The organism is Flavobacterium sp. (assembly GCF_003525665.1).
In the GTDB taxonomy this organism is placed as follows: Bacteria; Bacteroidota; Bacteroidia; order Flavobacteriales; family Flavobacteriaceae; genus Flavobacterium.
This window is the reverse complement of sequence record NZ_DQDX01000180.1, coordinates 32,263-44,789: the sequence shown is the minus strand read 5'-3', so window position 1 is coordinate 44,789 and position 12,527 is coordinate 32,263. Positions and strand designations below refer to the sequence as shown.

9 protein-coding genes are annotated in these 12,527 nt (G+C 33.6%); 5 read left to right on the top strand and 4 right to left on the bottom strand.

Features of this window, described 5'->3' with window-relative positions:
• The 3 genes from DIU01_RS12575 to DIU01_RS12565 all read left to right on the top strand — a co-directional run.
• Window positions 1–522, top strand: a 522-nt coding sequence (locus DIU01_RS12575; RefSeq protein WP_290834976.1) for a metal-dependent transcriptional regulator, incomplete at its 5' end; no start/stop codon positions are given.
• A 1-nt stretch (window position 523) separates the two neighbouring features.
• On the top strand, window positions 524–1,342 hold the full coding sequence (locus DIU01_RS12570; RefSeq protein WP_290834974.1) for a ZIP family metal transporter: 819 nt from the start codon (window positions 524–526) through the stop codon (window positions 1,340–1,342).
• A 12-nt stretch (window positions 1,343–1,354) separates the two neighbouring features.
• Complete coding sequence (locus tag DIU01_RS12565; RefSeq protein WP_290834972.1) at window positions 1,355–1,741, top strand: hypothetical protein; 387 nt, start codon at window positions 1,355–1,357, stop codon at window positions 1,739–1,741.
• 140 nt (window positions 1,742–1,881) lie between these two features.
• Here the strand turns inward: DIU01_RS12565 and DIU01_RS12560 are convergent, their stop codons facing one another.
• From DIU01_RS12560 to DIU01_RS12545, 4 genes are all read right to left on the bottom strand, one after another.
• A complete protein-coding gene (locus DIU01_RS12560; protein ID WP_290834970.1) occupies window positions 1,882–4,113 on the bottom strand; it encodes a TonB-dependent receptor in 2,232 nt (743 codons plus the stop codon).
• A gap of 138 nt (window positions 4,114–4,251) precedes the next feature.
• Window positions 4,252–6,354 (bottom strand): ferrous iron transport protein B, encoded by a 2,103-nt coding sequence (feoB, locus tag DIU01_RS12555; RefSeq protein ID WP_290834968.1) that lies wholly within the window; start codon window positions 6,352–6,354, stop codon window positions 4,252–4,254.
• The gene (locus tag DIU01_RS12550) at window positions 6,354–6,593 is read right to left on the bottom strand and encodes a FeoA family protein (RefSeq protein ID WP_290834967.1); all 240 of its coding nucleotides are present in this window, start codon (window positions 6,591–6,593) and stop codon (window positions 6,354–6,356) included. Before DIU01_RS12550 ends, feoB begins: the two co-directional genes overlap by 1 nt.
• A 227-nt stretch (window positions 6,594–6,820) precedes the next feature.
• Complete coding sequence (locus DIU01_RS12545) at window positions 6,821–7,516, bottom strand: SCO family protein (protein ID WP_290834966.1); 696 nt, start codon at window positions 7,514–7,516, stop codon at window positions 6,821–6,823.
• 109 nt (window positions 7,517–7,625) lie between these two features.
• Here DIU01_RS12545 and DIU01_RS12540 point away from each other — a divergent pair, with 109 nt between their 5' ends.
• A complete protein-coding gene (locus tag DIU01_RS12540; protein ID WP_290834965.1) occupies window positions 7,626–11,042 on the top strand; it encodes a T9SS type A sorting domain-containing protein in 3,417 nt (1,138 codons plus the stop codon).
• A gap of 66 nt (window positions 11,043–11,108) precedes the next feature.
• Window positions 11,109–12,527 (top strand): M13 family metallopeptidase (locus tag DIU01_RS12535; protein WP_290834980.1); only part of this gene is annotated, 1,419 nt, incomplete at its 3' end.

The window sequence follows — 12,527 nt, the reverse complement described above, 5'->3', positions numbered from 1 at the left end:
CTAAAAAAATTATCTGATAAAGAGTTGGTTTCGTATCAAAAATACCAAGGTGTAACGTTGACTGAAAGCGGATTTCTATCGGCTAAAATGATTGTAAGAAAACACCGATTGTGGGAAGTTTTTTTGGTAGAGAAATTAAGTTTTTCTTGGGATGAAGTTCATGAAATTGCAGAAGAATTAGAACATATAAAATCGGAAGCACTCATCAATAAACTGGATGAGTTTTTAGAATTTCCAGATTTTGATCCGCATGGAGATCCAATTCCAAATGCAAACGGCGTAATTAAAAAGGTAAATAAGTTGCTGTTATCAGAAGCAGTATTGAATACAGAATATAAATGTGTAGGAGTAAAAGATTCTTCATCTGATTTTTTAAAGTATTTAGACAAACAAAAAATTGCTTTGGGTTCTAAAATAAAAGTAAAAGAAAAAGAAAGTTTTGACGACACATTACTGGTAGAAATTGATTCGAGAGAATTAACTTTATCCAATAAAATTGCTAATAATTTATACGTAAAATAATATGTTTGAATCCGTTTTAGATTATTTCGAAAGTATAGATCCAATTTTGGCTGCATTGTATGCTACCTTATTTACTTGGTTTCTAACAGCGTTTGGTGCATCGTTTGTGTTCTTTTTTAAGAATATGAATCGTGTTGTGCTCGACGGAATGCTTGGTTTTACCGGAGGCGTTATGGTTGCCGCAAGTTTTTGGAGTTTATTAGCGCCAGCTATTGAAATGAGTAAAGGTGAAGGTTTTATCAAAGTTATTCCGGCAGCAGTTGGATTTGCTTTGGGAGCACTTTTTATATTTGGTTTGGATAAAGTGTTACCGCATTTGCACATTAATTTTAAAGAAACCGAAGGTGTAAAATCGCCTTGGCAACGAACTACTTTATTGGTTCTAGCAATCACTTTACATAACATTCCCGAAGGTTTGGCGGTTGGAGTTTTGTTTGGCGGAGTTGCAGCAGGAATTCCCGAAGCATCAATTGCTGGCGCTGTGACCTTGGCAATCGGAATTGGAATACAGAATTTCCCAGAAGGAATTGCGGTTTCAATGCCATTACGTAGAATGGGAATGAGCCGTTGGAAAAGTTTCATGTACGGACAATCATCTGCAATAGTGGAACCGATTGCTGGAGTTTTGGGTGCAGTTGCAGTAACTTTTTTCACACCACTTTTGCCTTACGCTTTAGCATTCGCTGCTGGTGCGATGATATTTGTAGTTGTTGAAGAAGTAATTCCAGAAACACAACAAGATAAGAACACGGATATTGCTACACTTGGTTTTATAGGCGGATTTATTGTGATGATGACGCTTGATGTTGCTTTGGGATAAAAAAATCAGACTATGAAAAAGCTTGTTATTGTATTATTTTTTCTGAATTTCGTTTTTGCTTTTGCTCAAACAGAAGTAAAAATCACACCAAAAAAATGCATCCCGAAAAAAGGATTTCATCTCAAATTGAAAAGTGTTTTCAATGATTCGCGTTGTCCAGAAGGAACAACTTGTATTTGGGCTGGAGAAGTTTCAGTACTTATTGAAGTTTACAACGACAAGGAATTTGTTGAAGAACAAACGCTGACATTCAATTCGAAAAATAGAGAAGAGAATAACTTGTGGTTTGCAAAATATTATTCTAAAAAAATTAAATCGATTGGTGTCAATCCTTATCCTAAAGAAGGTGTTGTTGTAAAAGACAAAAAGAAATACATCAAAATTGTATTTGAAAATTAGTGGCAACCACAATCGTCGCCACAATCTTTTTTAGGTTTCTTTTTACCAATTAATGGTTTTAGCAAAAAGAATACTGCTATTGCAAGTGCTATATATACTAAAACCATTTGTATCATTAGACTGTAGTTTACTTGTTGTTATTAAATTTTAGCTCCTATCGAGATGTAAAAAGTGCGTCCTTCACCAGGTAAGATTCCTGGTCCAGGATATCCACCAGCTCTTCGTGTAGCATAATTTTTATCAAATAGATTATTAATTCCACCTCGAATATTGTAATTCTTCAAAAATTTATATTCTGTAGACAAATCGAAAACATTGTAATTATCTAACAATCCAGTTAAACCATTTGCAGATGGAGCCGAAGTGTTGTTGGCATCTGTAAAAATTTTACCTGACATTTTATATTGTGCCGTCGCTGAAATGTTGTTGTTACTCCATGAAATTCCGAAATTATGAATGTATCTTGGTGCATTTTCTACTCGATTACCATTTAAATTAGTTTCGGTGATAGTTATATTTGGAGCTGTTCCAGAAGCAGTAGATACAGCAAAATCAGTGTAGCGACTGTCGATAAAACTTACTGTTGCAAAAATATCGAGATTACCATATGGCATATCTACATCAAACAATTTTGTTACATTTAAATTTACAAATCCTTCAATACCTTTATTTACTGTTTCACCTAAATTAGTTCGGTAAATAAATGTTCCTTGATTTGGGTCGTTATTGATAAATTGTCTAACACCACCAATTCGGTTATTATAACTCAAATAGAACAAACTAAAATCAAAGTTTAAGAATTTTTTATAAGTTCCTCTAAATCCTAAGTCGGCATTGAATCCGCTTGCATCTTTTAAATTTGGATCAATTACATCTGTTACTGCTGGTGGAGTTAAATCTGAAAATAAAACTGGTCTGTAGGCTTGTGTAATATTTGCATAGATATTGGTTGATAGTAACTTATATTCAACACCAAGTCCGAATAATGGTTTGCTTCGAGAAATTGTTTTATCAGGAAAAGCTATAGGATTTCCGTTGCTAATGCCAAATCTTCCTTCTCCAGTATTTTTGATGTATTCATATCGAATACCTGGCGTAACGCTAAGTTTTTCAGTAACTTTAAATTGATTTTCCGCAAATAGAGCTACATTTTCTGTGCTAAAATTAATGTCGCGTACGTATTGTCCATCAATAGATAAATCAAAATCGGAACCAGTTGTTCCTCGTCCTTCTTGTAAACGCTGTGTTTTTGCTCTATAAATACGTGCTCCAAACGCAAGGTTGTTGTTGATTTTGCCTAATTTGTATTTGTAAATATTTCTATTTTCAACGCCAAAATTTTTATAGTAATCTCTATCAACACGTCTGTTGGCGTAATCATTTGTTGAAGGATTAATGGCATCTGCGGTATTTGGAGTTGCAGTAAATCCAACGCTATTTCGTTCACCAATTAATCCGAATAGTTTAGTATTTGAAGTAAAGTTGTCATTTATTTCGGTGTCAAAATTTACCGAAAATACATTCCAAGGTGTTCCAAACCAGTTTCGTTCTCTCAAAGATTGTCTTGGATTTGCGTTAAATTGCTCATCTGTTAAACCTCCAGCTTGTTGCATTTTATAATCCATATTGGTGTATTCTGCCGATAGTTTTGTCTTTTCGGTAAAACGATATTCTATGAAAGCATGCGTGTTGCGTACCGTGTATTCTGAATTTTCCCTCCAACCATCGCCGCTTCTTGAATGATTGTACAAATAGTAAGAGAATTTATTTAATTTACCACCAATTGCATTGTAACTACTCATTAATCCGTAGCTTCCAGTAGTATTTTGAGTTTCGAATGAAAATTTCTTTTTTGTCTCTCTTTTTAATTGATAGTTTAGCATACCACCAAATTGAGGTCCGAATTGTAATGAAGATCCGCCACGAATAAGTTCTAAAGTTTCGACCGCTTCTAATGGTGGATTGTAATAAGCTTCTGGATATCCAAAAACGTCTGATGAAATGTCATAACCGTTTTGTCTTGTATTTAATTCCCAACTTCTGTTCGGGCTTAATCCTCTAACGCCAACATTTATTTGAATTCCCGAACCTTCGTTTTCCCAAATCGTTACACCAGGAACTCTCGAAAATATTTCTCTTGCATTATTTGTAGTAAAATTTCCGTTGATGTTGGATAGTTTTAAAACTTCATTTTTTTTCCCAGAAAACAGAACGTTATCTTTAACTTCTGGCATACGCTCTGGGCTTTGCTTTTTAGCGATTATAACTACAGGATTCAGTCTTCTAACTGTGTCATTTATAGCCAAATCATCTTCTTGGGCATTAACTGAGAAAGAAAAAAGTATAGAAATTGATATTAAAAAGTTCTTCATTTTTATTTAGATTAAATCTACGGTACAAAATTACCAAATGGAATTTATTTAGACAAATTAAAAATAAGAATATGGACGAAAAGATTTTCTTATCATTAATTTTCAAGCATATACGAGAAAACTTTAACTAATGTTTTATTATTTTAAAATTTGATAAGCGGACAAAGCAACAAGGTAGGCAAATCCACTCATGAAGATTAGTTGAATTATTGGCCATTTCCAAGAATTGGTTTCCTTTTTTACAATTGCCAATGTAGAGATACATTGCATTGCAAAAGCATAAAATAACAGTAACGAAACTCCTGTTGCAAAATTAAAAATCTTGGTACCGTCGGGTTTTATTTCGGCGGCCATTTTGTTTTTAATCGTTGTTTCATCATCGCTGTTTCCAACGGAGTAAATAGTTGCTAATGTTCCCACAAAAACTTCTCTTGCAGCAAATGAAGTTACTACGGCTATTCCAATTTTCCAATCGTAACCCAATGGTTTTATAACAGGTTCGATGCTTCTTCCAATAATTCCGATATAAGAATTTTCAAGTTTATAAGCCGCAACATTGTCTTCAATAACCGATGGATTTATTTTCGATTTGCTCGCATAAACTTCATTTTCAACGATTTGTTGTGCATTTCCAAACGTATCTTTTGGTCCATGAGAACCTAAAAACCATAGTATTACAGAAATTGCTAAAATGATTTTACCAGCACCAAAAACAAATGCTTTCGTTTTTTCAAGAACATTAATTCCAACATTTTTAAACAACGGAATTTTATAACTTGGCATTTCAACTACAAAGTAGGATTTGCTCTTAAATTGTAAAACTTTATTCAAAATTATAGCCGAAACAATCGCCATAAAAAATCCTAAAAGATATAAAACCATCAAGGTCAATCCTTGTAAAGAGAAGAATCCGATGATTTTTTTATCCGGAATTATTAATGAAATTAGAATTGCATAAACCGGTAATCGTGCCGAGCAAGTTGTAAAAGGAGTAACCAGAATTGTTATTAATCGTTCTTTCCAGTTTTCAATATTACGAGCACTCATAATCGCTGGAATCGCACACGCAGTTCCAGAAATTAATGGAACAACACTTTTGCCTGAAAGTCCGTAACGGCGCATTATTTTATCCATCAAGAAAACCACACGACTCATGTAACCGCTTTCTTCAAGGACAGAAATAAAGAGAAACAAAAACGCAATTTGAGGAACAAAAATCACAATTCCGCCAATTCCCGGAATGATTCCTTCGGCAATTAAATTAGTAAATTCTCCTGCTGGCAAATGCGATTTTGCATACGATGCCAAACTAGTAAAAGTCTCATCAATAAAATCCATCGGATAGCTCGACCAATTAAAAATCGACTGAAAAATAAGCATTAAAATCCCGAAGAAAATTACGTAACCAAAAAATTTGTGGGTTAAAACTCGGTCTAGTTTTGCTCTAATATCGGTAGCTTTAGAAACGTCAATTATCTGGCCAACTTTTAATGTGTCGTTTATGAACTGGTATCGTTTTATAGTTTCCTTTTGTTGTAAACGTTTTAATTCGGTTTTAGATTTTGTGAAATTACTTTGTATTTCATTTCTATCCAAGTTCAAGAAATTCACATCTTGAGTTATTACCAACCACAATTTGTATAACAATTGATTTGGGAATGCTCGTCTTAATTTATCAAAATATTCAACATCAATAACCGACGCATTCAAGCAAGGTTCGGTAGAAAGCGATTCGTAATTTAAAATCAAATTTTTAATCGAATCTATACCAATATTTTTTCGTGAACTTACTAAAGCAATTTTGGTTTTCAGTTCTTTTTCTAGAAACGGAATGTCTAAATCAATTCCTTTTTTAGCCATTCGATCACTCATATTGATGACCAAAACTGTTGGAATTTCTAAATCTTTTATTTGGGTAAAAAGCAGTAAATTACGTTTCAAATTTTCAACTTCGGTCACCACAACAGCAACATCAGGAAAATACTCATCGTTTTTATTCATCAACAATTCAATCACTACATTTTCGTCAATCGAACTCGCATTTAAGCTGTAAGTTCCAGGTAAATCTAGAATTGTTGCTTTTACATTTTCAGATAATTTACAAGAACCAATTTTCTTTTCAACGGTAATTCCAGGATAATTTCCCACTTGTTGACGCAAACCAGTAAGCTGGTTAAAAACCGAAGTTTTACCAGTGTTAGGATTTCCAATTAACGCAACTTTTATAGTTTTATGAGTCATTAATTTGTATTATTTTCCAGTGTAATTTCAATTTCTTTCGCCGTTTCTAGTCGGATAGCAACATGCGAATCATTAAAAATAAAATACAGCGGATCGCCAAAAGGCGCAATTTGAACCAACTCTACCACATTGCCAGGCAAGCAACCCATTTCCAATAATTTCAACGGAATCTCGTCAATGTTTACATCGGCGATAATTCCTTTTTGACCTTTTTTAAGTTGGGCGAGTGTTAGTTTCAAGAGCTTATTTAGATTGAATTAAAATACAAAAGTAACTATTTACAATCTAAAAACTATGATATTTATCAATTTTAAGTTTTTTTTAGAAGCGAATTCCCGAAGCTTCGGGATTGCGAATTATTTGCAATCCATTTTCCTGCTGCCTTTCCAAAGTCCCGATAAAAATCGGGAGCTTTTCCCTTGCATCAGTCCCGAAACTTCGGGATAGTTAGCAATTGTTTTTTGTATTATTTATCGTTTTCACTCAACCATAAAATGTCTTCAAGCAATTGTTTCACGTTTTTTATTCCGGGTTCAGTAGGTTGATCAAGGTTTGTTCCGTCATAAAATCCGCGAACACGCTTTTTAGAATCTACCAAAACAAAGTTTTCAGTATGAACCATATCATACATTTCTTCTGGTTTTCCAGTTTTTACAGCTAAATACGATTTTCTAGCAATGTAATAAATATCCTTTTTATCACCAGTAACTAAATTCCATTTTGCATCAAGAACACCTTTTTCTAAAGCATATTTCTTTAAAACTGGCACACTATCAATATCTGGTGTAACCGAATGTGAAAGCAACATCACTTTAGGATTATTCTTAATTTGATTTTGCAACCACACCATATTATCAGTCATTTTCGGACAAATAGTTGGGCACGTTGTAAAGAAAAAATCGGCTACATAAATTTTGCCTTCGTAGTCTTTTTGAGTAATTACCTTTCCGTTCTGATTGGTAAATTTAAAATCGGCAATTCTATGATTATTAGCAATATATTGCACGGTAGAATCCACCAATTCTGGATTTACATCACTCGGATTATAAATTGGCAGTGATTTACTAGGTTTTAAAACGCTATAAAACAACGAAATAGTTACTATAGAGAAAACAACAAAAAATCCGATTAGAACTTTATATTTTTTAAAAACAGATGTCATTGTATTTTTTTACAAAAGTAATTAATCGTTTAGAAATTATCAATGAACTATTGTTAAAGAGATATTTTATTGTTGTTTTTTTATTTATATTTGGGCAAAATTACACAAAATGAAAAAAATTACAGTTTTTGTTGCGTTATTCAGTTGTTTTGTTGGAAAAGCACAATACAATTCTATAGCGCCATGGAATACAACAAATTCTAATGCAAAATCAGAAAGAGTTTCTATCGACGAAGTTGTAGACTCTTTTAATGAATACTGGAAAAATAGAGATCACTCTAAAAAAGGAAGTGGTTTCAAGCCATTCATGCGATGGGAAAATCATTGGAGAAATAAAACCAATGATCAAGGTTATTTAATCACTCCACAAGAAATGTGGGATGCATTCAATCAAAAAAAATCAGCAAAAGCAAATAAATCAAGTAATCTTTTAATGCTTCCTGCAAGTAATTGGGAACCAGTTGGTCCCTTTACACATTCTAATACAGGTTCTTGGTCTTCTGGACAAGGAAGAGTAAATATTGTTTATGTAGATCCAAACAATCCAAATACTATTTATATTGGTGCGCCAGCTGGAGGAATTTGGAAATCAACAAACGCAGGAACAACGTGGACTCCGTTATCAGATAATTTACCACAAATAGGTGTGTCTGGAATTGCCGTTGATCCTACTAATTCAAATGTAATTTACATAGCAACCGGCGATTGTGATGCATCAGATACTTATTCGATCGGGATTTTAAAATCTACTGATGGTGGTACAACTTGGAATACTACCGGACTTACTTTTACAGGAACAAATAAATTAGCAGGAGATATTTTAATAAATCCAACAAATTCTAATATGCTTTGGGCCGCAACAACCGATGGGATTTACAGAACATTAAATGGTGGAACAACTTGGACATTAGAGCAAACAGGTAATTTCTCTCAAGGAAGAATCAGACTAAAAGCAGGTGATCCAAATACTGTTTACGCAGTAAGCAATAACCGATTTTATAGATCTACAAATGCAGGAGATACTTTTACCGCTGTAATATCAGGATTGCCATTTGCCTCTGGTAGAATGTTAATGGATGTAACAGCAGCCAATCCAAATTATATTTATGTCCTAAGCACAACAACTACTGGTGCTATGCAAGGTGTTTATCGTTCTACAAATGGAGGAACAAACTGGACAAAAACATCGGGTACAAACGATACCTTTAATGGTTCGGGACAATCTGGTTATGATTTAGCTTTTGCAGTTTCTCAAACTAATGCTGAAGAAATTTATACAGGATGTTTAAACGTATGGAAATCACCAGATGGAGGTGTAACTTTTGAACAATTAAACAGTTGGAGTGCACCTACTCAAGCAACATACACTCACGCAGATATTCACTATCTTCAGTTTTTTGGAACAAAATTATATTGTGGTAGTGATGGAGGTGTTTATGTGTCAGAAAATAATGGTGCTTCTTTTACAGATAAAACGGCTGGTGCACAAATTAGTCAATTTTATAAAATAGCGGTTTCTAAACAATCGGCTTCTAAAATGGTTGGCGGACTTCAAGATAACGGTGGTCATGCATACAGCGGAAATCAGTGGAAAAATTATTATGGTGCTGACGGAATGGATACAGCAATTGATCCAACAAACAGTAACCTATATTATGGTTTTATTCAATTTGGAGGTAATTTGTATATCAGTTCTAATTCTGGTAATTCTCTTTCTGCAGGTGTTGGTGCGCCAACGGCAGAAACTGGTACTAATGATGATGGAGGAAACTGGATTACGCCACTTGTAGCTAACAATGCTGGTGAATTATTTGCAGGATATTCTAATTTATACAAACTTGTTGGTGGTGCATGGCAATTGCAAAATGCCGGTTCTCCAACTGGCGGTGGAAACATCGAATTGGTTGCTGTTGATCCTTCTAACGATAACAATATGTATGTGGTTAACGGTTCTAGTTTATACAAAAGTACTGACAAAGGTTTAACTTTTACTCAAGTTTATTCAGCACCAGGAAATATTACTTCAATTGATGTACATTCGTCAAACAGTAGCATTATTTATTTAACAACGCAAGGAACTTCTGGACAAGCTTTAAAATCTATAAATGGCGGAACTTCTTTTACGTCTTTCAGCACAGGTTTACCAGCAATTGGTAAGAATGTAATTGTTCATCAAGGTAGAGACACAAATAATCCATTATATATTGGAACCAGTTTAGGTGTTTATTATACAGATGATACCATGTCGCAGTGGGAACCATTTGACACTAACTTACCAAATGTATCTGTAACCGATTTAGAAATCAACCTTGAAGATGCAAAAATCATTGCAGCTACTTATGGAAGAGGTATTTGGCAGTCAGCTATTCAAATTCAAACACCACCGAATGACATTAAACTTAATGAAATTCAAAACCCATCTGCAGTAAATATTAATTGCGCTAATGCTGTTACACCGCAAGTTTCAGTGAAAAATAATGGTTCGAACACAATTAATTCTGTGAATTTCAATTATACTCTTAACGCTGTTCCTTACACTTTTACTTGGACAGGAACTATTAATGCTGGACTTACACAAATAATTAGTTTGCCTGCATTAACATTACCTAAAGGAATTTACAGCATGAATGTTGTTTCAACAATTTCTGGTGATGCTTATAGCGATAATAATTCGGGATCAACTAATTTTTATTTAAATGATCCAGGAACAGTTAATGTAACCAACACTTTTGAAAGTACTACTGACGAGTTAATTGAGTATAACGAAGCAAGTACAACCGGAATTTGGACAAGAGGAACTAGAGCTACAGGAATTTTAGCAACAGGAACCAATAATGTTTACACTACAAACTTAACTGGTAATTATCCAGATTTAACCAAATCATATCTTGTTTCTCAATGTTACGATTTGTCTTCTTTGTCGGCACCACAAATTAGTTTTAAATTGGCTTATGATTTAGAAAATAATTGGGATTTAACTTATGTAGAATACTCAACAAATTTTGGACAAACTTGGCAAGTTCTGGGAACTCAAGGTCCAAACTGGTACAATAGTAATAGAACTCCAGAATCATCAGGAACAGATTGTTTCAATTGTGTTGGAGCACAATGGACAGGAACTAATGCGGCATTAACAACTTATTTTTACTCTTTAGCAGCATTAAGTACAGAAACTAATGTGATTTTTAGAATCGTATTTCATTCAGACGAAGCCGAAAATAATCTTGGAGTTGTAGTTGATGATTTCTTAATTAGCGGAACATTAGCAAATGAGTCATTTAACTTAAATAACATTCAAATTTATCCAAATCCATCAACTGGAATTTACAATATTTCTGCAGGAAATGCTACAATAGATGAAATTGTAGTTTACGATGTTATGGGTAAAATAATAAATTCTAATAAAAATATTCAAACTAACGGAAGTAATTCAACAATTGATTTAACCTCTATTTCAAGTGGAATTTATTTCGTAAAAATTACTGCTAACGAACAATCAACAGTTAAAAGAATAATAAAAAAATAAATTATGAAATCGAAAATAAGTACTATTTCGCTTTTTGCAACAGTAGCATTTTTTGGAGTTTGCCAAATGAATGCACAACAAAAAAATCCTGGAATTAATCTTGATTTTATGGATAAATCTGTAAAACCTGGAGATGATTTTTTTAGATACGTAAACGGATCTTGGGCAGATAAAACAGAAATACCAAGTGATAGAGTTCGTTGGGGAAGTTTTGATGAATTACGTCAAAATACTGATAGAGATGCACTTGCCATTTTAAAGGAAGCTGCCGCAAATAAAAAACTTGATCCAAGTTCAGATCAAGCAAAAGCTGTTAATGTTTATCAAACGTATATGGATACCATTTCAAGAAACAAACTTGGAATTAATCCTATAAAAGGAACGTTAGCCAAAATCAATGCCATCAAATCAGTTAATGATTTAAATAAGTTAATTACCGAAATGCAACCAGAAGGTGGATTAGGTTTTTACGGAATTGGTGTTGGTCCAGATTCAAAAAACAGTAATAGAAACGTTGTAAACATAGGTCTTGGAGGTTTAGGTTTACCAGACAGAGATTACTATGTATCAGACGAAGCTGATTCTAAAGAGAAAAGAGAAAAATATGTGCAGCATGTTGCAAAAATGTTACAATATTTAGGTGATAAGCCAGAAGTTGCTTTATCAAATGCCAAAAAAGTATTAGCTATTGAAACGGCAATGGCAACACCAAGATTGGATAGAGTAGAACGAAGAGACCGACGTAAAACGTACAATCCAATGTCGGTTGCCGATTTACAAAAGTTAACACCATCGGTAAATTGGAACAATTACATCAAAGGTGTTGGTCTTCCAGCAATTGATTCTGTTATTGTATCACAACCAAAATACATGACGTCATTAGAAACAATTTTTAAAGAAAATAAAGTTGATGAATGGAAAGCGTATTTACGTTGGAGTTTATTAAATAATTCATCTAATGTTTTAACAACAGAAATCGAAAAAGCAAATTGGGATTTTTACAGCAAAACTCTTCAAGGTGCCAAAGCACAACGTCCAAGAGAAGAACGCGCACTTCAAGTGGTAAACGGAACGGTTGGTGAAGCTTTAGGAAAATTATATGTTGAGAAAAAATTCCCTGCAGAAGCTAAAGAAAAAGCCAAAAAAATGATTGATAATGTTTTCTTAGCATTTGAAAATAGAATCAATAATTTACCTTGGATGACACCAGAAACTAGAAAAGGTGCTATCGAAAAACTAAAAAAATCGAAAGTTAAAATTGGTTACCCAGACAAGTGGAAAGATTATTCTAAATTGGTTATAAAAGGTAAAGAAAACGGCGGAAGCTATTATGAAAACATGAAAAATGTTTCTAAATGGGGTTTCCAAGAAAATATCGCCGACTTAAATAAACCTGTAGATAAAACGCGTTGGGGAATGTCGCCACAAACGGTGAACGCTTACTACAATGCATCTTATAACGAAATTGTTTTTCCAGCGGCAATT

Excerpts from the sequence above, each read along its gene's own strand:
- feoB (WP_290834968.1), bottom strand. The coding sequence starts at position 6,354 with ATGACTCATAAAACTATAAAAGTTGCGTTAATTGGAAATCCTAACACT.
- DIU01_RS12540 (WP_290834965.1), top strand. The coding sequence starts at position 7,626 with ATGAAAAAAATTACAGTTTTTGTTGCGTTATTCAGTTGTTTTGTTGGA.
- DIU01_RS12570 (WP_290834974.1), top strand. The coding sequence starts at position 524 with ATGTTTGAATCCGTTTTAGATTATTTCGAAAGTATAGATCCAATTTTG.
- DIU01_RS12545 (WP_290834966.1), bottom strand. The coding sequence starts at position 7,516 with ATGACATCTGTTTTTAAAAAATATAAAGTTCTAATCGGATTTTTTGTT.
- DIU01_RS12560 (WP_290834970.1), bottom strand. The coding sequence starts at position 4,113 with ATGAAGAACTTTTTAATATCAATTTCTATACTTTTTTCTTTCTCAGTT.
- DIU01_RS12565 (WP_290834972.1), top strand. The coding sequence starts at position 1,355 with ATGAAAAAGCTTGTTATTGTATTATTTTTTCTGAATTTCGTTTTTGCT.